Here is a 23,884-nt window from a genome sequence, read left to right as displayed (position 1 = left end):
TTCACAGGCGTAGCTCGGCCTTGCTTTGCCAACTTATGGTGGATACGCAGAACAGAACCGGGTGGATCACATGGAAGGTAGTAATAGTGGGTCCGGATTTAACCTTAATCTTGGGTGGAGCGGCCTCTGGGAAGTCGGCTTTCGCTGAACAACTTGTTGTTTCTTATGACAAAGACCGGATATATTTCGCCACTTCACAAGTGTTTGATGATGAAATGCACGAAAAGGTGAACAGACACGTCCAGCAGCGGGGCGCCGGATGGACAACGATTGAGGCCCCTTTCGACCTGCGCCCGGGGTTATCTACACTCAATGAAAGCCAGGTCTGCCTGATCGATTGCGCAACTATGTGGCTGACCAACCATATACTGGCCGAGAATGACCTGGAGCACGCGCAGGCGGAATTGTTTGACGCGCTTTCAGGCTGTCGCGCGCCGGTCGTCATCGTCTCGAACGAAGTGGGGTACGGGATTGTCCCGGACAACGCGCTATCCCGTCGCTTTCGCGAAGCGCAGGGTCGGTTGAACATCGCGTTAGCCGCCCAAGCTGACCGTGTGGTGCAGGTGACGGCTGGATTACCGTTGGTCTTAAAGGGCCAGTTGCCATGACAAGATTGCATCTTGTCCGACATGGGCCAACTCACGCCAAAACCATGGTCGGGTGGTCCGATATACCTGCTGACCTCAGCGACCACGCAGCGATCGCACGATTACATGACCATCTGCCTGCACAGGCTGTTGTCGTTTCATCCGACCTGTCCCGTGCCGCAGATACCGCTTCGGCCATTCAAGGCGCGCGGGCGCGCCTGCCGCATCACCCGCACCTGCGAGAAATCAATTTCGGCAGTTGGGAGTTGCGCGGCTTTAAAGAGATCGAGGCCGAAGACCCGGAATTGACCTTCGCCTATTGGGACAATCCCGGTGACGTCCGTCCGCCAGACGGAGAAAGCTGGAACGAGGTCCGCGCACGGGTCGACGCAGCCATCGACAACCTGATCGCCTCACATTCAGGACAGGATTTGATTGTCGTGGCGCATTTCGGGGTCATTCTGACTCAGGTACAACGCGCTCTGGATATCAGCGCCTATGAGGCGTTCAGCCACAGGATCGACAACCTTTCGGTCACCGAGATCACCTATCATGATGACCGATGGTCAGTCGGGCGGATCAATCACTGCCCGTGATCCATACGCGCACAAATCACTGTTTTACGACCCTGACGAACCGCGCCATTCTGTTGCTATGATTTATGATCTGTTTATCGGTGACCGGCTGTTTTCCAGTTGGTCGATGCGCGGCTGGTTGATGCTGGAAAAGTTTGGACTGCCCTATCGAAGCCATATGATCGGCTTGTATTCGGGCACCATGGGCGAAGACATGAAGCCGTTGGCCCCGGCGCGTCTGGTCCCTGCCCTGCGCCTGCCTGACGGGACGGTTGTCGGTGAAAGCCTTGCGATGGCCGAAACACTGGCCGAACGGCATCCCGAAGCTGCGTTATGGCCCTCAGACCCCGCAGCGCGTGCCACCGCGCGATGGATCTGCTGCGAAATGGTGGCCGGTTTCTCGGCTTTGCGCGGGCAATGTCCGATGCAGCTAAAACACTGCTGGAAAGGGTTTGAGCCTTCGGCCGAAACCCTAGCCGACCTCAGCAGGATCGAAACGCTTTGGGCCCACGCCCGCTGTATTTCAGGGGCCACATCTGGCCCACTGTTTGGGGCTTATTCTCTGGCGGATGTTTTCTATACCCCTGTGGCTGCGCGCGTCGTTGGATATGGTTTACCGATGTCTGCCGAGAACCTAGCCTATTGCCTTGAGTTATTGTCTGACACGTCTGTCCGACAATGGCGCGCCATGGGGATGACAGTTGACTACGACCCTTTCCCATACCCGCAAAACCTGCAGGCTGATCCATGGCCGATTGGGGACATGATGGCGGAACCTGTCGATACAGGACCTGCCATGAACCAAGTCTGCCCCTATTCTGGCAAGGCGGTCACGGATTTCCTCAAACTTAACGAGCAGGTTTGGGGGTTCTGCAACCAATTCTGCCGCGACAAGACCGTGGCCGACCCCGGTGCGTGGCCGGAGTTTGCCGCAATGACCGGTGCCGTTAACGATTCCTAAACCTCAGCCGTGCAAGCAAGAACCTGTTAACCAAAAAGGTCTTGCATGGTCACCCGGTCCCATACAGTTGCATTCCAAGGGGTCGAAGCCCGCCCGGTCGAAGTACAATGCGCCGTCACACCGGGCTTACCCGCCTTTTCCATCGTGGGATTGCCTGACAAGGCGGTATCTGAGGCACGTGACAGGGTACGCAGTGCCTTAAGCGCCATGGCAATTGCGTTGCCGTCCAAACGCATCACGATCAACCTGTCGCCAGCTGACCTGCCGAAAGAGGGCAGCCATTTTGACCTTCCTATCGCCGTCGCGCTGCTGTCTGCGCTTGAGATCATCCCACAGGACGCCGCAGAAAGCGCGGTTTCGTTGGGAGAGCTGTCGCTGGACGGCTCGCTCGTTCCGGTGGTTGGCGCGCTCCCTGCTGCGATGACGGCAGCGGCCGAGGATCGTGCGTTACTCTGCCCCAAAGCCTCCAGCGCCGAGGCCGCTTGGGTAGACGCCACACAAGTATTGGGCGCAGCATCCCTTGCAGAAGTCGTGCGGCATTTCTCTGGTCAAAACCCTTTGCCCACCGCGCAACCCGGCGAAGTCGACCTTTCCCCGAATGCGCGTGATCTGAGAGACGTCAAAGGGCAAGAACGCGCCAAACGCGCATTAGAGATCGCAGCAGCAGGGCGGCACCACCTGATCATGATAGGCACACCGGGATCTGGGAAATCAATGCTGGCGGCCCGGTTACCCGGAATACTTCCACCGCTTACGCCTGCCGAGGCTTTGGAGACCTCGATGATCCAGTCCCTCTGCGGGCTGCTGGACGAAGGCGGCATCAGCCGTTCCCGGCCATTCCGCGAGCCGCACCACACGGCATCAATGGCTGCAATTGTTGGCGGCGGGAAAGGGGCCAAACCTGGCGAGATATCCTTGGCCCATAACGGGGTCCTCTTCATGGATGAATTCCCCGAGTTTCCCCGCACTGTTTTAGAGACGCTCCGCCAGCCTATCGAAACGGGTGAGGTCATGGTTGCACGCGCAAACGCGCATGTGAAATATCCCTGTCGGTTCATGCTAGTTGCGGCCGCCAACCCCTGCAAATGCGGATACCTGACGGACCCTGCGCGTGCCTGTTCCCGTGCGCCCGTCTGCGGAGAGGACTATCTGGGGCGGATTTCCGGTCCGTTGATGGATCGTTTTGACCTGAGGATTGAGGTTCCGCCTGTCGGATTCACCGACCTTGACCTGCCTCCATCCGGGGATAGTTCGGCGACAGTTGCAGCGCGGGTCGAACTGGCACGGCAGGTTCAGGCCGCACGGTTTTCCAAAACTCCTGCGATCCGCCAGAACGCAGATGTGGAGGGGAACCATTTAGAAGAAATCGCCGCCCCAGACGCAGAAGGCAAAGCGCTGCTGTTGCAAGCTGCGGAAAGGTTCGGCCTGTCTGCGCGGGCCTATCACCGCGTGCTAAGGGTCGCCCGCACCATCGCCGACATGGACAACGCCCCAGACGTGCGACGGCCCCATGTGGCCGAGGCGCTGAGCTTTCGCATCAGTGCCAAGGTCGCGTCCTAAAGCTTGGCTTCGATGGCCTGCCAGATTTTTTCGGCGATATTGACCCCGTCAAACCGCTCAAGTTCCTGAATCCCTGTGGGAGAGGTCACGTTAATCTCTGTCAGGTAGTCTCCGATCACGTCGATCCCTACGAAAACCTGCCCTTTTTCCTTCAGCAATGGCCCGATCGCGGCGCAGATTTCCTTGTCGCGCGCGGTCAGGCCTATTTTTTCAGGGCGCCCACCAACGTGCATGTTGGATCGTGTCTCACCTTCAGCGGGAACGCGATTGATGGCTCCGACGGGTTCGCCGTCGACCAAGATCACACGTTTGTCCCCATTGCTGACATCGGGCAGAAATTTCTGCACAATCAGCGGTTCGCGCGAAAACCCGGTGAAAAGCTCGTGCAGTGACGTCAGGTTACGGTCGTTCGCATCCAGCCGGAAAACACCTGCACCTCCGTTTCCGTAAAGTGGCTTCAGAATGATGTCGCCGTGCTTTTCCTTGAAGGCCTTGATCGTTTGCAGGTCTCGCGCAATCGTTGTTGGCGGCGTCAGTTCGGGAAAATCCAGAACAAGCAGTTTCTCGGGATAGTTACGCACCCAAAACGGGTCGTTTACCACCAGCGTCTGCCCCTTCAGGCGGTCCAGCAAATGGGTCGACGTGATATAATGCATGTCGAATGGGGGATCCTGCCGTAGCCAGACCACATCAAACTCTGCCAGATCGACCTCGCGCTCGGGCCCCAGTTCGGCAGGGTTTCCAGCGATGCGCTGAACCTTCATGTCGTGACCACGTGCTGTAATCAGCCCCTCTTGATAGGCCAGCTGGTCCGGGTCGTAGAAAAACAGCGTGTGACCGCGCGCCTGAGCCTCTTCGGCCAGTCGGAACGAGCTGTCAGCATTGATATCCACGGCCCCGATCGGGTCCATCTGAAAGGCGATTTTCATGGTGTGTCCCTCAAATTCACGCCAGATACATGGCGCAGCAGGGGCAGGTGTTCAATGGGGATCAGGTCAAGCCAAAGGCATTTTCGATGATTTGCACCTCACCCAAAGCATCGACCAAGGCAACATCAAAGCGCACATTAGTCAGTTGCCCACCCGGTTGGCCTTCTAAAAACTGGGCCGCTGACGCGCATATCCGGTTCATCTGACGCCGGCTGATCCGTGCAGCCGCCCGTTCAAAGCTGCTGCTTTTCTTGACTTCGATGAAAACAAGACCTTCGCTATCGCGCGCGATCAGGTCGATCTCACCCCCAGCACCGCGCCAACGGCTTTGAATGATGGACAGTCCACGCCGCTCATAATCTTTGGCTGCCAAAATCTCAGCGGACCGACCTGCTTGATAAGAAACGGAACTTTGAGCAGATCGCGCGTTCATTTCATCCCTTCGCCAGTTTCAGAGCCTTCTGATAAATCGGACGTCTTGGCAACTTGTACATGCTTGAAACCAAATCAGCCGCATCCCGAACCGAATGTGTTTCCAAAGCCTTTTTCAGCGCCTCTTCTACATCCGACTCGTTAACAGTTTCTGAATCGCCTCGGTCTACCAGCAAGACAATCTCACCCTTCACGGATTGCTCACTGAGATCAGCGGCCAGTTGCGCCAGGGTGCCACGCCTGACTTCTTCGAATTTCTTGGTCAGCTCTCGGCACATTGCTGCGGGCCTGTTTTCACCCAAGACAGCCGCAAGATCCGCGACACAGGCCGCAACGCGTTTGGGCGATTCGTAGAACACAAGCGTACCGGGCACGTCGCGCAGCGCCTCGATACGAGAGCGTCTGGCGTTCGAAGAGTTGGGCAAAAAACCCGCAAAAAAGAATGCGTCTGTCGGCAGCCCAGCCAGCGTCAATGCCATCAGCGCGGCGGACGGGCCCGGGGCACAAGTCACTGTAAACCCGGCTTCTGCGGCTTGACGGCCCAAATCGTACCCTGGGTCCGCAATCAGTGGCATTCCGGCCTCTGACGCGTAAGCTACGGATTTACCGTCGCGCAGGGCATCCAGTAGCTTTTCTCGTGCACCCGCACCGCTGTGGTCGTGATAGGCAAAGATGCGTCGGCCCTCTAACGGGACGCCGTGGATTTCCATTAAACGCCGCAAGCTGCGGGTATCTTCGGCAGCAATCACATCCGCTGACGCCAGCACGTCAAGCGCCCTGAGCGTAATATCGCGCGCCGCTCCGATCGGAGTGGCAACAAAATACAGGCCCGGGCCCAATCTGACTTTTTGGTGATTCAAAGCTGGACCCTCACAGCGTGACGTTTATTATTGCTGCCTAACAAATTGGCAGCGCTTCAAGCTGCCGGGACAGGGAGTTTTCATTTAGATGTTTACCGATTGCAAGCCCGTTCGCAAACTGGCGAAAACCGCGGCCTTCCTGGCCACCGCAGCATTTCTGGCCGCATGTGAACCGGGCGGTCTTGGCGGAGGCCCGTCGATCAACACGTCCAAACCTGTCCCCGTTGCGCTATTGGTTCCGGCTGGCTCGGCCAATTCCGGTGATGCTGCGTTGGCCCGTAGCCTTGAAAATGCAGCACGTCTGGCAATGTCGGACTTGCAGAACGTCCAAATCGATCTGCGCGTGTACGATACGCGCGGCAGCTCGAATACCGCGGCCGAAGTCGCCCAGCGCGCTGTCTCCGAAGGTGCCAAAGTCATCCTTGGACCTGTTTATGCGCAGGCCGCGAACTCGGCAGGGCTGGCAGTTCTGAACAATAACGTCAATGTCTTGTCCTTCTCGAACAACCCAAGCATTGCAGGCGGCAATGTCTTTGTTCTGGGCCCGACGTTTAACAATACCGCAAACCGACTGGTCAACTTTGCCGGATCGCAAGGCAAAACGGGGATGGTGATCGTGCACAGCAACGATGCCGCCGGTCAGTTGGGTCAATCGGCAATCGCGGGCGCGCTTGCTGGCAGCCGGGTCAACAATGCTGGCACCGTCGGTTACGACCGGTCGCAGCAAGGCGTAATCAATTCGGTCCCCACGATCAAAGCCACCGTGGACGCAGCCGGTGCAGATTCGATTTTCCTGACCGCAACGACCGCAGGAGCATTGCCTTTGTATTCGCAGCTTCTGCCAGAAGCGGGCGTTTCACCTGCTACGACCCAGTATATCGGTCTGACCCGTTGGGATATTCCCGCTCAGACATTAGAGCTGCCGGGTGTTCAGGGCGGCTGGTTCGCTTTGCCTGACCCGACAAAGGCCCAAGCCTATCGTCAGCGCTACAACAACACCTATGGCGAAGCACCTCACCCGATCAGCGGATTGGCATATGACGGCATTGCGGCAATCGGCGCGCTTGTCAGCCAAGGCAAGGCGGATGCACTAACCGCCTCAGCCCTGACACAGAATGCCGGCTTCCAGGGCGTCGGCGGTATCTTCCGTCTACGATCCGACGGCACCAACGAACGCGGTCTGGCTGTCGCCACGATCCAGAATAAACAGGTAGTAGTGATTGACCCTGCCCCACAAAGCTTCTCTGGCGCCGGCTTCTGATAGACCGGCGCTGACGCTCACCCCAAAAGGTGAGTTGATCTGCCCGGCCGAAGATATTTTCGACAGCGCAGCCGTGATGGCTCAGCTGTCGGATGCCTTTGAAGATACCACCGACAATGCAGCGCGACGCAGTGAGACGGTGCGCATTCTACGCGAGGCGCAGAAAACCGGTCGCCAAGCCATTGCCGACGCTTTTGCCCAACGCCCGTTTGACGCGCGGCCTCTGACGCATTCCTACACCTATCTGACGGATGGGCTGGTCTGCACTGCAATGCAGGTCGCCAGCCAGGACCTGCACCCGCTGGCGACACCAACACAGGGCGAAAAGATCGCAGTTCTTGCCGTCGGTGGGTATGGTCGGGGCGAAATGGCACCGTCTTCGGACGTAGACCTGTTGTTTCTGACCCCCTACAAAATCACCGCCTGGGCCGAAAGCGTGATCGAATCCATGCTGTATATCCTGTGGGATTTGCGGCTGAAGGTTGGGCATTCCTCACGCACGATCAAGGATTGCCTGCGGCTTGGGGCAGATGATTTCACGATCAGAACTGCCATGCTGGAGCAGCGCTATCTGGCCGGCGATACAACTCTGGCCAATGATTTAGGCACCCGGCTTAAATCCGATCTGTTCAAAGGAACAGAGCGGCAGTTCATCGAAGCGAAACTGCAAGAGCGCGACGAACGCCACAAAAAACAAGGCCAGCGCTATATGGTCGAGCCCAACGTCAAAGAAGGCAAAGGCGGGCTGCGCGATCTTCAGTCACTCTACTGGATTGCCAAATACATCTACGGCGTGCAGGACGTAGCCGAGCTGGTGCCGCTGGGTCTGTTTACACCCGAAGAGTTTCAAACCTTCGTCAAGGCCGAGGATTTCCTGTGGGCCGTGCGGTCTCATCTGCATCTGGTTACTGGCCGGGCGACTGAACAACTGAACTTTGATCTGCAGGTCGAAGTCGCCGACCGCATGGGTTACGAGGACCGCGCAGGTAGGCGGGCCGTCGAAGTGTTCATGCAACGCTATTTTCGCGAGGCCACCAAGGTCGGTGAACTGACCCGCATTTTTCTGACCAAGCTTGAGGCGACGCATATGAAAGGCGCGCCTTTGCTGGTGCGGATTTTCCGTCGCCGCCCTCATGCCAAACCGGGGTACGAGGTCGTACATGGCCGTCTGGATGTAGCCGATGCGGACGCGTTTCTTTCCGACAAACTGAACTTGCTGCGGTTGTTCGAAGAAGGTCTGCGAACAGGTATGCTGATCCATCCCGACGCGATGCGTCTGGTCAGCGCGAACCTGCACCTGATCGACGAAGACATGCGCGAAGACAAGGAAGCGCAACGCATCTTCCTGGATTTGTTGCTGAAGCACGGCAATCCTGAGCGTGCATTGCGGCGCATGAATGAGCTGGGGGTCCTGTCGGCCTTTTTGCCTGAGTTTGAACACATCGTCGCAATGATGCAGTTCAACATGTACCACAGCTACACCGTGGACGAGCATACGATACAGTGCATCGTGAACCTGGCGCAGATCGAACGCGAAGAACTGGTAGAGTCCTTGCCGCTGGCCTCGTCCATCCTGAAAGAAGGCGTTAATCGCAAAGTCCTCTATGTCGCCTTGCTGCTGCACGACATCGCCAAGGGTCGACCCGAAGACCACTCGATCCTTGGGGCGCAAATCGCGCGAAAAGTTGCCCCGAGACTGGGTCTCAACAAGGCGGATTCCGAAACGGTAGAGTGGCTGGTCCGTTACCATCTGCTGATGTCGGACATGGCACAGAAACGCGATATCTCTGACCCGCGCACGGTGCGTGATTTTGCCAAGGCCGTCAAAACCGTAAAACGGTTGGATCTTCTGACAGTGTTGACGGTGTGCGATATCCGCGGTGTTGGCCCGAACACATGGAACAACTGGAAAGCGACCCTTTTGCGTGCACTGCATGCCGAAACCAAGCGCGCGCTTGAAACCGGTATGGAAGACCTCAACCGGGCCAATCGCGGGGCCGGAGCCAAAAAGGCCCTTCGTGCGGAACTGGCGAATTGGTCCAAGGCAGATCTGAAAACCGAGACCGGCCGACATTATGACCCCTATTGGCAGGGGCTGAACCTCTCGACCCATGTCGAGTTTGCCGAGATGCTGCAAGAGCTTGACCAAACCGGCGATCCGGGGGCGATGGAAATCAGGCTGCAACCGGATGTGGACAGGGACGCAACACGCGCCTGTTTCGCAATGGGCGACCACCCGGGTATCTTTGCACGGATCGCAGGTGCTTTGGCGCTTTTGGGCGCGAATGTTGTAGATGCCCGAAGCTACACCACCAAGGACGGGTATGTGACGGACGCGTTCTGGATTCAGGACGCAGACGGACGCCCTTACGAGGCAAGCCGCCTGCCCCGCCTGACACAAATGATCCAAAAGACGCTGAAAGGCGAAGTCGTTGCACGCGATGCATTGAAATCCCGCGACAAGATCAAGAAACGCGAACGGGCCTTTAACGTGCCCACACATATCATCTTCGACAATGACGGGTCCGAGATCTACACGATTATCGAAGTCGACACTCGCGACCGCCCTGGCCTTTTGTATGATCTGACCCGTACGCTGGCCGCAGCAAACGTCTACATCGCCAACGCGGTCATCGCGACCTACGGCGAACAGGTGGTGGATACGTTCTATGTCAAAGACATGTTCGGGCTGAAGTATCACTCAGAAAGCAAGCAGCGCGGGCTTGAGGCCAAACTGCGCAAAGCCATCACCGAGGGCGCCGAGCGCGCAGCTTCATGAAACAGATCCGGCTGTTTTCAGGACTGTTCACAGTCGGGTTCTGGACACTGGCAAGCCGGATTTTGGGGTTCCTGAGGGAAATCCTGCTAACAGCCTATATCGGCCCGGGCCCGGTGATGGATGCCTTTGTCGCCGCCTTCCGCCTGCCCAACATGTTCCGCCGTTTCTTTGCCGAAGGCGCGTTCAACGCAGCCTTTGTGCCGATGTTCTCGAAACGGCTGGAAGGCGAGGAAAACGCCGAAGGTTTTGCACAGGATGCCTTTAACCTGTTGGCCGTGGCCGTTCTGGCGCTGGTCGGACTTGCCATGGTGTTCATGCCCGCTTTGGTCTGGATCACAGCCGAAGGGTTTTACGGCGACGAACGGTTCGATCTGGCTGTGGACTATGGCTATGTGGTGTTTCCCTACATCCTGTTCATGTCACTGGCGGCGCTGTTTTCGGGCGTTCTGAATGCGACGGGGCGTTTTGCAGCCGCGGCCGCCGCGCCGGTATTGCTGAACATCTTCGCGTGCACTGCATTGATCGCTGGTGCCATGTCGGGCGGCGACGTAATCCGCTGGCTGATCACCGTCATCCCGGTGGCAGGCGTTGCGCAGCTTGCCTTGGTCTGGATCGCAACCGAGCGCGCCGGCATTCGCATACGTCCGGGTGTACCCAAACTCAGCCCCGAGATGCGCCAGATGGTGCGCATTGCCGTGCCTGCCGCGCTGGCGATGGGGGTTACACAAGTCAACCTTGTGGTTGGGCAACTGGTGGCGTCAAAAACAGAGAATGCGGTCAGTTGGCTATTTGCAGCAGATCGTCTGTATCAGCTACCGCTCGGCGTTGTCGGCATTGCCGTCGGCATCGTCCTGCTGCCCGACCTGTCACGACGTCTGCGCGCAGATGACAAAGATGGTGCCCGAAACGCTTTTTCGCGGGCCGGAGAGTTTACTTTGCTGCTGACCCTACCCTCAACCGTGGCGTTTGTGATCATGCCAGCCCCACTGGTCTCGGTCCTGTTCGAGCGTGGCCAGTTCACGTCCGAGGATACCGCCGCCACTGCGTTGGCCGTGGCGATCTATGGGCTAGGATTGCCCGCTTTCATGCTACAAAAACTGCTGCAACCGCTGTTTTTCGCGCGCGAGAATACCAAATCTCCGTTCCGCTATGCCTTGGTGGCAATGGTTGTGAATGCTGGATTGGCGTTCGGCCTGTACCCGATATTGGGATGGATTGCGCCTGCCATTGCCGCCTCTGCCGCCGGATGGGCCATGGTTGGGCTGCTGGTTCTAGGATCACGCAGCATGGGCCAAGAAGCCAGATTTGATGACCGGTTCAAGCGCCGGGTCTGGCGGATCGTGGCGGCGTCACTGGGGATGGGTTTGGTTCTTTTCGTCGCGATCCAGCTTGTCGGCTGGGCCTTCTTGTTACCGGGATGGCGGTATTTGGCACTGATCGTCCTGATCCTCGTTGCAGCGTCCACGTATTTTTTCCTGGCTCACCTGCTACGCGCCTTCGAATTCTCAGAACTCCGCAAAGCCCTGCGCCGGTCGTGATCAGTCGCGGCGGATGCGCCGCACGATACGCGCCCATCCGCCCGGAGCCACAAAGAACGACAGGGCAAAACCTGTCGCGAACCCACCCAGATCAGCCACCGAGTCCAGCGTGCCGCCAAATAGCAATCCGAACAAAAGCTGAATGCCCATCAATACTGCAATCAGACTGAACGCACGCGACTGGTTCTCGCCGACGATCGACAGCCTGCGCCACAAAATCCACGTAAACGCACCGATAAGCCCGTAAACCGGAGGAAACCCACCAACCAGCGGATATTGCGGATCAAACAACAGTGCATATACCAGCGCCCCACCGATGCCCGATATCACGAAAATCACCAGCATCTGAACGCCGCCGAAAACCTCGGCCACCATCTTGCCCATCGCCAGAACAAAAACACAGACGAATATGGCCTGTGTGAAATTGGCTGAAACGAAAGGGTAGGTCACGAAACGGATCAGATGCTCAACCGGCCAACGCCCGTTTTTCACCATCCAATCGAATATGTCCGGCGAGAAAGAATAATGCTGTAGCGCATCCAGCCGCCATCCAACCGCAGACGGCCCTCCGATCAGCCCGCGTGCGCCAAAGTTAAAGGCCAGTTCGATGCCCATGATGAACAGAACCAGCGCCACAACCACGGGCGGCAAGGGGTTCACGGCGGGTGTATAATGCTCACTGCTCATTGGGCTGGCCTTTCGCGGCTGTTGACGTCCCTTGGCCTCATGGGTAAGCGACGGGGGCTGATTTTTCCAGACGGGAGTTCCCTTCGATGACCGAGACCCAGTTCACACCACGCGTGTTTTCCGGCATCCAGCCGTCGGGGAACCTGCATCTTGGCAACTATCTGGGTGCGCTCAAGCGGTTCGTAGATATGCAGGGCGAAGATTATGAGACCATCTATTGCATGGTCGACCTGCACGCCATCACCGTCTGGCAGGACCCGGCCCGTCTGCGTGAAAAAACCCGCGAGGTCTGCGCAGGTTTCATCGCCGCTGGTCTGGACCCGGAAAAATCCATCCTGTTCAACCAAAGCCAGGTGGCCGAGCACACGCAGCTGGCGTGGATTTTCAACTGTATCGCCCGGATGGGCTGGATGCAGCGGATGACGCAGTTCAAGGACAAGGCGGGCAAGAATGCGCAGAACGCCTCACTGGGTCTGTTTGCATACCCGGCACTGATGGCCGCGGATATTCTGATCTATCACGCAACCCATGTGCCGGTGGGCGAAGATCAGAAACAGCATCTGGAACTGACCCGCGACATCGCGATCAAGTTCAACCACGACTACAGCGTCGAGTTCTTCCCGGTGACCGAGCCCGTGATCGGCGGCCCTGCCCCGCGCGTCATGAACCTGCGGGACGGGTCGCGCAAGATGTCGTCGTCGGACCCGTCGGACATGACCCGGATCAACATGACGGATGACGCCGACGCCATCGCCAAGAAAATCCGCAAGGCCAAGACGGACCCGGATGCCCTGCCCTCTGAGGTGGATGGTCTATCTGAGCGCCCCGAGGCGCGCAATCTGGTCAGCATCTACGCAGCCCTTAGCGACCAGACTGCCGAACAGGTTTTGACCGAAGTGGGTGGCAAGCAGTTTGGCGAGTTCAAGCCGATGCTCGCTGAGCTTGCCGTGTCAAAACTGGCCCCGATCTCGTCCGAAATGGCCCGCCTGATGGGCGAAGAGGCCGAGATTGACCGGATTTTGGCCAATGGCGCGGAAAAGGCACGTGCAATCGCGGCACCGATCTTGCAGCAGACTTACGAAATCGTGGGCATGGTGGGCGCAAAACAGGGCTGATAGCTCTGGACCTTGCCGCAACGTCTTCCTAGGTTTGCCGCAAAGCTTGGGAGGGCGTCATGGCAGTCGGCAAGAATATTCGCACCTATTTCGAAGGTCAGTGGCATGACGGGGATGCACCCATCATGCGCGCGGCCGATCATGGCGCCTGGCTGGGGTCGTCTGTCTTTGACGGTGCACGCTATTTCGACGGGCTTGTTCCCGACCTTGCAGCCCATTGCGCCCGTGTAAACCGCTCGGCCGAGGCACTGATGCTGACGCCCTTCGTGACAACCGAACAGATGGTCGAGATCATCCGCGAGGGGTTGGAAAGCTATGCCCCAGACACCGCCGTCTATATCCGCCCGATGTATTGGGGTATCGACGGTGACCGCACGGCGATCGTGCCTTTGGAAAACAGCACCGGCTTTGCCATCTGCCTTGAGGAAATTCCGATGGCACCCGAAAGCGCCTCGGCGACGTTGGGGTATACTCGCTTCCGTCGTCCGGTTTTGGAATCGGCGGTCGTGAATGCCAAGGCCGGCTGTCTTTACCCCAACAACGCGCGCATGCTGAGTGAGGTCCGGTCAAAGGGTTTCTCGAACGCGCTGGTGGCTGATGCGTTGGGCCATGTGGCCGAAACGGCGACCGCCAACATCTTCATGGTCCGCGACGGCGAGGTGTTCACCCCCACCCCCAACGGCACGTTTCTGGCCGGAATCACCCGTGCGCGCCACATCGAAAACCTGCGTGCCGACGGTGTTACCGTGCATGAAAGCATTTTGACCTTTGATGACTTCCATCAGGCGGATGAAGTCTTCATGACGGGTAACATGAGCAAGATTACCCCCATCACAGCGCTTGAAGACACGCAATACCAGGTTGGCCCCATCGCCCGCCGCGCGCGGGAACTGTATTGGGATTGGGCAGCCACCACGCGCTAGGCATCGGTTGCCAGTCAGCATCTGGTCGGGCATGATCACCCGAAAAGAATGAGGACACCCATGCGCAAGTTCCTGGTCGTACTGGATGACAGCCGCGAATGCCTGAACGCTATGCGTTTTGCTGCGATGCGCGCCGCTCATACCAATGGCGGCGTCACGATCCTGTCAGTCATCCCTCCGGATGAGTTCAACCATTGGATCGGTGTGGCCGAGGTCATGCGCGAAGAAGCCCGTGAACGCATCCACGCCCATTACGAGGTTTTTGCGAAATGGATGCGCGACAAGCAGGGCGTTGATCCCGAGCTGGCGATACGCGAAGGCGAACCAGTGGCGCAGATCATCGAACATGTTCAATCCGACCCAGAGATCGGGGTATTGGTTCTGGGCGCTGGTGTCGAAAAGAAAGGCCCGGGCCCGTTGGTGACTCAATTGACCAAGAACTCGGGCAGCCTGCCGATTCCAATCACGATTGTCCCCGGTGATCTGAGCAAGGAAAAGCTGGAAGCAATTACATAAGGCTTTGCTATGCCACGCAGTATCCAGTTCTGGTTCGAGTTTGCGTCGACCTATTCTTATCTCAGCGCCATGCGTATCGAGGACGCTGCGGCAAAGCATAACCTGACTGTTGAATGGCAGCCATTTCTGCTGGGTCCTATCTTTGCAAGTCAGGGCTGGAACAACTCGCCGTTCAACCTTTACCCGGCCAAGGGCAGGTACATGTGGCAGGACATGGCACGCCTATGCGCGAAACGCGACCTGCCCTTTGTGAAGCCCGATCCGTTTCCGCAAAATGGCCTGAGGGCGGCCCGGCTGACTCTGGCGATCAATGACCCATCTCACAAGGCCGCTTTCGTGCGCGCAGTATATTCTGCGGAATTCGCAGATGGTCAGAACATTGCAGACGATGCGGTTTTGGAATCTTGCCTGAACACTGCGGGTTTGTCCGGCGATCTGATGGCCAAGGCCAGTGACCCCGACATCAAACAGGCTTTGGTTGCGCAAACCAAAACAGCACAGGACAAAGGTCTGTTCGGAGCACCCAGCTTTCTGGTGCAAGATGAATTGTTTTGGGGCGACGACAGGCTTGAAGACGCGATTATGCAAGCTGCTGAAATTTAGAACGGTTCCAAATCTTGACTTCCTGAGCCCGGGGTCGCATATCAGGAACACCTGATACGGAGCCGCGACATGTTCATCCAGACCGAATCCACGCCAAACCCTGCGACGCTGAAATTCCTGCCCGGACAGACCGTGCTTGAGGCCGGGACTGCAGATTTTCCATCCGCTGACGCGGCAGAAAAGTCGCCATTGGCCAATAGGATTTTCGCGGTAAGCGGCGTGACGGGCGTGTTCTTTGGCAATGATTTTGTCACCGTCACCAAATCTGATGACGTTCAGTGGGATCACATCAAACCTGCCATTCTGGGCGCTGTGATGGAACACTATCAATCCGGTCAGCCGGTTATGGCTGCAGATGCGACGACGGCCTCAGGACATGCGGAACATACTGGTGAAGACGCCGAAGTTGTTAACCAGATCAAGGATCTTTTGGACAGCCGCGTGCGCCCGGCCGTGGCGCAGGATGGTGGTGACATCACCTTTCATGGTTTCGACCGGGGTATCGTCTACCTGCATATGCAAGGTGCGTGCGCCGGATGTCCGTCTTCGACCCTTACGCTGAAAATGGGCATCGAAAACCTGCTGCGCCACTATATCCCAGAAGTGACCGAGGTACGGCCCGTTGCCGTCTGACCCACTTATTCTGGCTTTTGATACATCGGCCGCGCATTGCGCGGCCGCTTTGTTACGCGGGGATACCTTCCTTACTTCATGTGTTGAGCCCATGAAAAAGGGCCAAGCCGAGCGCCTAATGCCTTTGTTGGAGGAAACGCTATCTACCGCGGGTTTTGTCTGGACTGACCTCACCGCGATTGGCGTGGGTATCGGACCGGGAAATTTCACCGGCATTCGAATTTCCGTCTCCGCCGCGCGCGGGCTCGCGCTGGGTCTTGGCATCCCAGCGGTTGGCGTCAATGGGTTCGAAGCTTTGGCCGCCGAAAACCCCGATGCTCTTCCCGCAATCCGTGCTCCACGCGACCAGGTTTATGTCTCTCCGCCCGGTCAACCCCCAGCATTGATCGCGCTGGATCAGGCAGAATCACTTGGGCCGCTTACCTTCAACGACGACCCAGATGCACAGGTGCGCGCCATCGCCAGTGTCGCGCTTCAAAAGTGGCCAAACGCAGTCGAACCGCCAGCCCCGCTTTACATACGCCCTGCGGATGCGGCCCCGTCCAAAGAGTCACCCCCGGATTTGTTGGACGAATGACGCCCGAGCTTATGGCCCAAATACATAAGGCCGCATTCACCCAATCGCGGCCATGGAATGCTGTGGAATTTGCAGAGCTTCTGAAGAATCGATTTACCTATGCCATTGGGAATGATCAGTCTTTTGCTCTGTTTCAAGTTATCGCCGGTGAAGCTGAATTGCTGACAATTGCCACGCACCCAAGTGTTCAACGCCAGGGCCTGGCTTTGAAATGCATGAATGAATGGCATGCAGAGGCAAAAAAATTAGGCGCAACACACGCCTTTCTTGACGTCGCGAAAGACAACCTGCCCGCGATTTCACTTTACGAGCGTTGTGGATACAGACCCAGTGGGCTGCGCAAAAATTACTATCTGCGTGAAAACAATAAAAAAATTGACGCTATCGTGATGAATTGCGATTTGACCTGAATTCACTTCGCCATTTTTTTCGACCAATTGGTCAAAAATCTGTTGACCCAAGCTGTTGCAAACGTCCTTAATTCCCGCCATCACAACAGTTATGCTCGCCCACATTGGGTAAGCGGGGCGACATTGGCCCCGACTAACAATAACCAACGGGAGTAACAAATGACCCTGATGAAATCCTTGATGGGAGCTGCAGCCGCAGTTGCACTGACCGCAGGTGCAGCACTGGCAGAGCCGGCCCTGATCTTTGACCTGGGCGGCAAATTCGACAAGTCGTTCAACGAAGCTGCTCATAATGGCGCGCAGCGCTGGGCCGACGAAACTGGTGGCAGCTATCGTGAGATCGAACTGCAGTCCGAAGCGCAGCGCGAGCAGGCATTGCGCCGTTTCGCCGAAGCAGGTCTGAACCCGATCATCACCATGGGTTTTGCCATGGCTGATCCGCTTTCTGCAGTTGCAGGTGATTATCCGGATACGAAATTCGTTGCCGTTGACGTGAACTGGCTGGACATCCCCAACATCCGTCAGATCGGCTTTGCCGAACATGAAGGCTCTTATCTGGTTGGCATGATGGCCGCTATGGCGTCTGAGTCAGGTACGGTTGGCTTTATCGGCGGTATGGACATTCCGCTGATCCGTCACTTTGGCTGTGGATATGCGCAGGGTGCCAAGGCTGTGAACCCCGATATCGAAGTCGTCGCTAACATGACCGGAACCACTCCGGCCGCCTGGAACGACCCGGTCAAAGGATCCGAGCTGACCAAAGCTCAGATCAGCCAAGGCGCTGACGTCGTATATGCGGCGGCCGGTGGCACCGGCGTTGGTGTGCTGCAAACCGCAGCCGACGAAGGCATTCTGTCGATCGGCGTGGATAGCAACCAGAACCACCTGCATCCCGGCAAAGTTCTGACCTCGATGCTCAAGCGTGTAGACGTTGCCGTTTACGACGCCATGAAAGCGGGTGAAAACCTTGAAACCGGTGTCTTTGCCATGGGTCTGGCGGAAGACGGCGTAGGCGTTGCCATGGACGAGAACAACGCCCCACTGGTATCCGACGAAATGCAAGCTGCGGTCGACAAAGCGCGTGATGACATCATCGCGGGTAACGTAACCGTGGTCAGCTACTACGAGAACGACAGCTGCCCGGCACTGCAGTTCTGATATCGCGCGAGGCGGGGGTTTGACCTCCGTCTCGCACCCACTCTACCGCTCGGGGTTAGCCGGGCAGCCCCTTCGGGAATTGAGGACAAGACATGAGCGTCCCCGCCATTGAGCTCAAAGGGATTTCCAAAGCCTTTGGGCCTGTTCAAGCCAACAAAGATATCTCAATCAGCGTCGCCCCCGGTACGATCCACGGGATCATCGGTGAAAACGGAGCGGGCAAATCCACGTTGATGAGTATCCTTTACGGCTTTTATAAAGCCGACAAAGGCGAGATTTGGATCAACGGAACCAAAACCGATATTCCCGACAGTCAGGCGGCGATCGCTGCAGGCATTGGAATGGTGTTTCAACACTTTAAGCTGGTTGAAAATTTTACCGTTCTTGAAAACATCGTCTTAGGGGCCGAAGACGGCGGCATGCTGGCACCCTCTTTGGCCAAAGCGCGCAAAGAGTTGAAAGCGCTGGAAGAGGAATACGAGCTGTTCGTGGACCCGGACAAACGCATCGACGAAATCGGTGTGGGCATGCAGCAGCGGGTGGAAATCCTGAAGGCGCTGTATCGCAAGGCCGAGATTCTGATTTTGGACGAACCCACCGGTGTTTTGACGCCCGCTGAGGCCGATCAGCTTTTCCGCATTCTTGATCGCCTGCGCTCGGAAGGGAAAACCATCATCGTGATCACGCATAAACTGCGTGAGATCATGGAAAACACCGACACCGTCTCGGTCATGCGGCGTGGTGAGATGACGGCCACCGTGAAAACAGCTGAGACCAACCCACAAGAGCTGGCCGAGTTGATGGTCGGCCGTAAGGTGCTGCTGCAGGTCGACAAGGTACCTGCCAAACCGGGGCAGCCGGTGCTTGAGGTCGAAAATCTGCGGGTCTTCGATTCAGCCGGTGTTGAACGCGTCAAAGGTATCAACCTGACCGTCCGCGCCGGCGAGATCGTCGGCATTGCTGGTGTCGCCGGCAACGGGCAATCGGAATTGCTTGAGGTGCTGGGCGGCATGCGCCCGGGTCAAGGCGAAATTCGCCTGAACGGCGCGCCACTTGCGCTGTCTGGTGCCGGATCAGACGGTCAGGCCCGGCGCGCGCGCGGCATCGCCCATGTGCCCGAAGACCGCCAGCGCGAAGGTCTGATCATGGACTTCCACGCGTGGGAGAATGTGGCCTTTGGCTATCACCGCGACCCAGCCTACAAGCGCGGCATCTTCATGGACAACGCCGCCCTGCGCGCAGATACCGAGCGCAAGATTGAAAAGTTCGATGTGCGCCCACCCAATGGCTGGTTGGCGGCCAAAAGCTTTTCGGGCGGCAATCAGCAAAAGATCGTCGTCGCGCGCGAGATTGAGCGGAACCCCGATCTGTTGTTGGTCGGCCAGCCCACCCGTGGTGTGGACATTGGCGCGATCGAGTTCATTCACAAACAAATCGTCGCCCTGCGCGATCAGGGGAAAGCAATCCTGCTGGTCTCGGTCGAATTGGAAGAGATCTTCTCGCTGTCTGATCGGATTGCGGTGATGTTTGACGGACATATCATGGGCGAACGTCTGCCGCATGAGACAAATGAAAAAGAGCTGGGCCTATTGATGGCCGGTGTTGCGGGAGAGGCCGCGTAACATGGAAAAAATGCCCAAATGGGCCGACGTCGTTCTGATCCCGCTGATCAGTCTGATCCTGGCAGCAATCCTGTCGGCACTTGTCATTCTTGCGATCGGCGAAAACCCAGTCGAGGCCGTGAACCTGATGGTCACCGGCGCGTTGGGGTCGACTTATGGGTGGGGCTATACGCTCTATTACGCGACCAATTTCATGTTCACCGGTCTCGCAGTGGCGGTGGCGTTTCACGCGCGCCTGTTCAACATCGGTGGCGAAGGCCAGGCCATGCTGGGCGGGCTTGGTGTTGCTATGGTCTGCCTCTATATCGACTGGCCGCATTGGAGCATCGCCCTGCTGGCCGCCTGCCTTGGGTCGATGCTGTTTGGGGCCCTCTGGGCTGCGATTCCGGCCTATTTGCAGGCCAAACGCGGCAGCCATATCGTGATCACTACCATCATGTTCAACTTCATCGCGGCCGCGTTTCTTAACTATATGTTGGTTAACGTGATGCGCCCGCAAGGCTCGCAAGACCCTGCGACCGCGCGTTTCCCCGAGTCAGTGCATCTGCCGACCTTCCAGTCGATGTTCTCGACCGCAGAAAACGTGATGTTCCGGGGTGCGCCAGCAAATATCTCGTTCTTTGTTGCCCTGCTTGCCTGCGTTGTCGTCTGGGCTTTGATCTGGCGTACACGATTAGGCTATGAAATCCGCGCCTACGGACATTCGGAAACAGGCGCGGTCTATGCGGGGATCTCACCAGTTCGCATCACCATTATTGCGATGCTGATCTCGGGCGCGCTGGCGGGCCTGATGGCCATCAACAATGTGATGGGCGAAGCAGAGCGGTTGGTTCTCAACTCGACCGAGGGCGCTGGCTTTATCGGAATCGCCGTAGCCCTGATGGGGCGATCGCACCCGTTTGGTGTATTTCTGGCCGCGATTTTGTTCGGGTTCCTGTATCAGGGCGGTGCAGAATTGGCATTGTGGACGTCAATCCCGCGCGAGCTGATTGTAGTCATTCAGGCTCTGGTCATTCTGTTCACCGGAGCACTGGACAACATGGTTCGGATGCCGCTTGAGAAAGTGTTCCTGAGCCTCCGCAAAGGAGGAGCACAGTAATGGAATTCTTCATTACCCTCGTTCAGGTGCTCGACTCGACGATCCGCCTTGCGACGCCGCTGCTATTGGCCTGTCTCGCCGGGCTATATTCCGAACGGGCCGGGATTTTTGACATTGGGCTTGAAGGCAAGATGCTGATGTCTGCCTTTTTCTCTGCTGCTGTGGCGGCGGTAACAGGATCCGTTTGGTTGGGCTTGTTGGCAGGTACAGCCGCGTCTTTGGTCCTGTCCGGCCTGCATGGTCTGGCCTCGATCACGTTCCGCGGCAACCAACTTATCTCAGGCGTTGCTATTAACTTTCTGGCGTCTGGTTTGACAGTGCTAATAGCGCAAAGCTGGTTCCAACAAGGCGGTCGCACCCCCTCATTGGTAGGAGGCGGCAGGTTTGAACCGACCGAATTCCCGTTTGCAATCGGTCCCGACGATGCCGAGCGAACCGGGGAATCCGTTTCAGAGCTGATGTCTGACGCGAATTTCTTTGAACTCATCTATTCCGAGCTCTTGTCCGGACACTCAGTCCTTGTGTACTTCGCATTCCTGATGGTGCCCGCGACGTGGTGGATCCTCTATCGCACCCGATTTGGTTTGCGGTTGCGCGCTGTGGGTGAAAACCCGGCTGCGGTTGATACCGCCGGGGTTTCTGTCGTTGGATTGCGCTTTGCCGCTGTGGCTATTTGCGGTGTGCTTTGCGGTATCGCGGGCGCTTACCTAGCCACCGCCCTGCAGGCTGGTTTTGTAAAAGAGATGACGGCTGGGCGTGGCTTTATCGCGCTGGCCGCCCTGATCTTTGCTAAGTGGCGGCCGTGGCATGCGATGGGTGCCTGCCTTTTGTTCGGACTGCTACAAGCCATAGCACTGCGGTTTCAGAACATCGATCTGGGCGGAATCGTCATTCCCGTACAGGTCATGGACGCCCTGCCCTATATCCTGACGGTTGTTATCCTGGCCGGGTTTGTCGGCAAGGCGATTCCACCGCGCGCTGGTGGCGAACCCTATGTAAAGGAGCGCTGATAGGTCCAGTTTGGAACTCAGTTCAGTCCTGTTTGCTGCAGGGCGGCATGCAGAGTTGATTTTGCATGCCGCAAAGGCTCTAAAGAGGTATGCGTGTGTTTCCTGTGATAACTGACCTCGGAAAACGAGCCACCGGGGTGACGGGTGCAATGACCCGTGGTTTGACCGCGAGATTACAGAGTTTTGGGAAACATTCAGTGCCCAGTCATCCGACGCGCCGTTACGGTGAGTTTGCGGATGTCTGGCGACCGTCGAACCCGTCGTTTGCAGGTGCGGCATATTCAAGCTTAACCCGGTCTTCCAGAGAAGCTCGTGTCACATTGCGCGATGCATCTGGACTTATTAGTTAGTGCGTCATGCAGATTTACCTTCCAATTGCCGAAGTCTCCGTAAACGCCTTTCTGCTTCTGGGGCTGGGCGGCATGGTTGGCATCTTATCCGGCATGTTCGGTGTCGGTGGCGGGTTCCTGATGACCCCGTTGCTGTTTTTCATTGGCATCCCGCCGGCCGTTGCAGTTGCGACCGAGGCAAACCAGATCGTGGCCTCATCTTTTTCAGGTGTTCTGGCCCATTTCCGACGAAAAACCGTTGATCTAAAGATGGGAACGGTGCTGCTGACCGGAGGCCTGATGGGGGCGGCTCTTGGCGTGGTGGTATTCAATTACCTCAAAAGCCTAGGCCAGGTCGATCTGTTGGTGACGCTTTGCTATGTCGTCTTCCTCGGGGTTGTCGGCAGCCTTATGTTCATTGAAAGCCTGAACGCGCTGCGAAAATCCAAGAAAGGCGGCACGGCCCCTGCCCCGCGCCGCCAACGCGGGTGGGTTCATGCAATGCCTTTCAAAATGCGGTTCCGGACGTCGGGCTTGTATATATCCGTTATCCCACCGGTATTGGTCGGGCTGTGCGTTGGTGTCCTTTCGGCAATCATGGGCGTCGGGGGTGGCTTCATCATGGTTCCGGCAATGATCTACCTGTTGGGAATGCCCACGAAAGTGGTCGTCGGAACATCGCTATTCCAGATTATCTTCGTCACCGCCTTCACAACGATGCTGCACGCGACCACCAACTATACGGTCGATATCGTGCTGGCTGTGTTGCTGCTGGTTGGTGGCGTCATTGGTGCTCAGATCGGAACCGTCATCGGAGCTCGCATGCCAGCCGAGCAATTGCGCGTACTGCTGGCGGCCCTCGTTCTTGTAGTGTGTGGCAAGCTGGCGTTGGACCTTTTGCTTGAACCGTCCGAGCTCTATTCACTGGGCACGGAAGGGGGGCACTGACATGCTGTTGCGTCTTGCCCTGTTTCTGGTCCTGTTCTGCTCGGCTGTGTCAGCGCAAGAGGAACAGGTTGTTCTGGGGCTCAGCCAGGATCGTGTCGCGATCACAGCCAATTTTGATGGCTCTGAAATCCTTATCTTTGGCGCGGTCAAACGCGAAACGCCGATCCCGTCGGGCCCGCCACTCGAAGTCATTGTTGCCGTCGCCGGCCCGTCCGGCCCCGTGACAGTGCGCCGTAAGGAACGCAAACTTGGGATATGGGTGAATACCGATAGCGTGCTGGTTGATCTGGCTCCCAGCTTTTATGCCGTTGCGACCAGCGCACCGCTTGACGATATTCTGACCGATACCGAAGACCTGCGTTATCGGGTTTCTATAGAACGCGCGATCCGTTCAGTAGGCGCCGCCATGCACATTCGCAGCGCTCAGGACTTTGCCGACGCCGTTGTGCGCATCCGCGAGGACGAGGGCTTGTATTCCATCCGTGAAGACACCGTCGCCGTCGATGAACAAACCCTGTTTCGAACCTCTATCGCGATGCCTGCAGACTTGACCGAAGGGGAGTATGTCGCGCGCATTTTCCTGACCCGCGGGGGCGAGGTCGTATCTCGCTTTGAAACGGTAATCGATGTCCGAAAGGTCGGGCTAGAGCGTTTCTTGTACAATATGTCCCGAGAACAACCGGTGTGGTACGGGCTTATGTCCCTTGTCATCGCCATTGCGGCGGGTTGGGGCGCGTCGACGGCGTTCCGGCTTTTGCGTGAGAACTGATCG

Annotated in this window: 24 protein-coding genes; 20 read left to right on the top strand and 4 right to left on the bottom strand. The window is 57.4% G+C overall.

Going from position 1 to position 23,884, the window contains the following annotated elements; all coding sequences use genetic code 11:
• Positions 1 to 35: 35 nt before the first annotated feature.
• The 4 genes from cobU to ACR0BD_RS02965 are packed head-to-tail and all read left to right on the top strand — an operon-like array spanning position 36 to position 3,683.
• Complete coding sequence (cobU, locus tag ACR0BD_RS02980) at positions 36 to 608, top strand: bifunctional adenosylcobinamide kinase/adenosylcobinamide-phosphate guanylyltransferase (protein ID WP_480828828.1); 573 nt, start codon at positions 36 to 38, stop codon at positions 606 to 608.
• Complete coding sequence (locus ACR0BD_RS02975; protein WP_480828792.1) at positions 605 to 1,183, top strand: histidine phosphatase family protein; 579 nt, start codon at positions 605 to 607, stop codon at positions 1,181 to 1,183. Before cobU ends, ACR0BD_RS02975 begins: the two co-directional genes overlap by 4 nt.
• 58 nt (positions 1,184 to 1,241) lie before the next feature.
• The gene (locus tag ACR0BD_RS02970) at positions 1,242 to 2,123 is read left to right on the top strand and encodes a glutathione S-transferase (protein ID WP_480828791.1); all 882 of its coding nucleotides are present in this window, start codon (positions 1,242 to 1,244) and stop codon (positions 2,121 to 2,123) included.
• Between the two features lie 45 nt (positions 2,124 to 2,168).
• Positions 2,169 to 3,683 carry a YifB family Mg chelatase-like AAA ATPase gene (locus tag ACR0BD_RS02965; RefSeq protein ID WP_480828789.1) on the top strand — a complete coding sequence of 505 codons (1,515 nt, stop codon included), beginning with the start codon at positions 2,169 to 2,171 and terminating at the stop codon, positions 3,681 to 3,683.
• Here the strand turns inward: ACR0BD_RS02965 and gshB are convergent.
• The 3 genes from gshB to rsmI form a co-directional block, all read right to left on the bottom strand.
• Entirely contained in the window at positions 3,680 to 4,612 is a 933-nt protein-coding gene (gene gshB, locus ACR0BD_RS02960) for a glutathione synthase (RefSeq protein ID WP_480828788.1), read from the bottom strand. The genes ACR0BD_RS02965 and gshB overlap by 4 nt on opposite strands.
• Positions 4,613 to 4,673: 61 nt before the next feature.
• Positions 4,674 to 5,045, bottom strand: coding sequence for a YraN family protein (locus ACR0BD_RS02955; protein ID WP_480828787.1), 372 nt, complete (start codon positions 5,043 to 5,045; stop codon positions 4,674 to 4,676).
• A gap of 1 nt (position 5,046) precedes the next feature.
• On the bottom strand, positions 5,047 to 5,904 hold the full coding sequence (gene rsmI / locus ACR0BD_RS02950) for a 16S rRNA (cytidine(1402)-2'-O)-methyltransferase (protein WP_480828786.1): 858 nt from the start codon (positions 5,902 to 5,904) through the stop codon (positions 5,047 to 5,049).
• 88 nt (positions 5,905 to 5,992) lie between these two features.
• Here rsmI and ACR0BD_RS02945 point away from each other — a divergent pair, with 88 nt between their 5' ends.
• The 3 genes from ACR0BD_RS02945 to murJ are packed head-to-tail and all read left to right on the top strand — an operon-like array spanning position 5,993 to position 11,482.
• Entirely contained in the window at positions 5,993 to 7,165 is a 1,173-nt protein-coding gene (locus ACR0BD_RS02945; RefSeq protein ID WP_480695174.1) for a penicillin-binding protein activator, read from the top strand.
• Positions 7,125 to 9,944 (top strand): [protein-PII] uridylyltransferase, encoded by a 2,820-nt coding sequence (locus ACR0BD_RS02940; protein WP_480828785.1) that lies wholly within the window; start codon positions 7,125 to 7,127, stop codon positions 9,942 to 9,944. The genes ACR0BD_RS02945 and ACR0BD_RS02940 overlap by 41 nt, the downstream gene beginning before the upstream one ends.
• Complete coding sequence (murJ, locus tag ACR0BD_RS02935; protein ID WP_480828784.1) at positions 9,941 to 11,482, top strand: murein biosynthesis integral membrane protein MurJ; 1,542 nt, start codon at positions 9,941 to 9,943, stop codon at positions 11,480 to 11,482. Before ACR0BD_RS02940 ends, murJ begins: the two co-directional genes overlap by 4 nt.
• On the opposite strand, the gene ACR0BD_RS02930 is transcribed toward murJ, so the two are convergent.
• Positions 11,483 to 12,169, bottom strand: a complete 687-nt coding sequence (locus ACR0BD_RS02930; RefSeq protein WP_480828782.1) for a rhomboid family intramembrane serine protease — start codon at positions 12,167 to 12,169, stop codon at positions 11,483 to 11,485. It abuts the gene before it with no gap.
• An 86-nt stretch (positions 12,170 to 12,255) separates the two neighbouring features.
• Between ACR0BD_RS02930 and trpS the strand changes: the two genes are divergently transcribed.
• From trpS to ACR0BD_RS02865, 13 genes are all read left to right on the top strand, one after another.
• Positions 12,256 to 13,284 carry a tryptophan--tRNA ligase gene (trpS, locus tag ACR0BD_RS02925; RefSeq protein ID WP_480828781.1) on the top strand — a complete coding sequence of 343 codons (1,029 nt, stop codon included), beginning with the start codon at positions 12,256 to 12,258 and terminating at the stop codon, positions 13,282 to 13,284.
• A 59-nt stretch (positions 13,285 to 13,343) separates the two neighbouring features.
• Entirely contained in the window at positions 13,344 to 14,207 is an 864-nt protein-coding gene (locus tag ACR0BD_RS02920) for a branched-chain amino acid aminotransferase (RefSeq protein ID WP_480828779.1), read from the top strand.
• A 60-nt stretch (positions 14,208 to 14,267) separates the two neighbouring features.
• Complete coding sequence (locus ACR0BD_RS02915) at positions 14,268 to 14,723, top strand: universal stress protein (RefSeq protein WP_480695187.1); 456 nt, start codon at positions 14,268 to 14,270, stop codon at positions 14,721 to 14,723.
• Positions 14,724 to 14,732: 9 nt separating this feature from the next.
• Positions 14,733 to 15,326, top strand: coding sequence for a DsbA family protein (locus tag ACR0BD_RS02910; protein WP_480828778.1), 594 nt, complete (start codon positions 14,733 to 14,735; stop codon positions 15,324 to 15,326).
• A gap of 69 nt (positions 15,327 to 15,395) precedes the next feature.
• Positions 15,396 to 15,959, top strand: a complete 564-nt coding sequence (locus ACR0BD_RS02905; protein WP_480828777.1) for a NifU family protein — start codon at positions 15,396 to 15,398, stop codon at positions 15,957 to 15,959.
• On the top strand, positions 15,949 to 16,536 hold the full coding sequence (gene tsaB, locus ACR0BD_RS02900) for a tRNA (adenosine(37)-N6)-threonylcarbamoyltransferase complex dimerization subunit type 1 TsaB (protein WP_480828775.1): 588 nt from the start codon (positions 15,949 to 15,951) through the stop codon (positions 16,534 to 16,536). Before ACR0BD_RS02905 ends, tsaB begins: the two co-directional genes overlap by 11 nt.
• Positions 16,533 to 16,946, top strand: coding sequence for a GNAT family N-acetyltransferase (locus ACR0BD_RS02895; RefSeq protein WP_480828773.1), 414 nt, complete (start codon positions 16,533 to 16,535; stop codon positions 16,944 to 16,946). The genes tsaB and ACR0BD_RS02895 overlap by 4 nt, the downstream gene beginning before the upstream one ends.
• Positions 16,947 to 17,105: 159 nt before the next feature.
• Positions 17,106 to 18,104: a BMP family lipoprotein gene (locus tag ACR0BD_RS02890; RefSeq protein ID WP_480828771.1), complete on the top strand. Its 999-nt coding sequence runs from the start codon at positions 17,106 to 17,108 to the stop codon at positions 18,102 to 18,104.
• 92 nt (positions 18,105 to 18,196) lie between these two features.
• Positions 18,197 to 19,726 (top strand): ABC transporter ATP-binding protein, encoded by a 1,530-nt coding sequence (locus ACR0BD_RS02885; RefSeq protein WP_480695197.1) that lies wholly within the window; start codon positions 18,197 to 18,199, stop codon positions 19,724 to 19,726.
• Position 19,727: 1 nt separating this feature from the next.
• Positions 19,728 to 20,825, top strand: coding sequence for an ABC transporter permease (locus ACR0BD_RS02880; RefSeq protein WP_480828770.1), 1,098 nt, complete (start codon positions 19,728 to 19,730; stop codon positions 20,823 to 20,825).
• Positions 20,825 to 21,835 carry an ABC transporter permease gene (locus tag ACR0BD_RS02875; protein ID WP_480695201.1) on the top strand — a complete coding sequence of 337 codons (1,011 nt, stop codon included), beginning with the start codon at positions 20,825 to 20,827 and terminating at the stop codon, positions 21,833 to 21,835. Before ACR0BD_RS02880 ends, ACR0BD_RS02875 begins: the two co-directional genes overlap by 1 nt.
• A gap of 356 nt (positions 21,836 to 22,191) precedes the next feature.
• Positions 22,192 to 23,112: a sulfite exporter TauE/SafE family protein gene (locus ACR0BD_RS02870; RefSeq protein ID WP_480695203.1), complete on the top strand. Its 921-nt coding sequence runs from the start codon at positions 22,192 to 22,194 to the stop codon at positions 23,110 to 23,112.
• Between the two features lies 1 nt (position 23,113).
• Positions 23,114 to 23,881, top strand: coding sequence for a TIGR02186 family protein (locus ACR0BD_RS02865; protein WP_480828768.1), 768 nt, complete (start codon positions 23,114 to 23,116; stop codon positions 23,879 to 23,881).
• The last annotated feature ends 3 nt before the right edge of the window (positions 23,882 to 23,884 follow it).

This window comes from Ruegeria sp. G5 (genome assembly GCF_056533365.1).
Note: the sequence above shows the minus strand (reverse complement) of the source record. Positions and strands in the feature narration are given on the sequence as shown.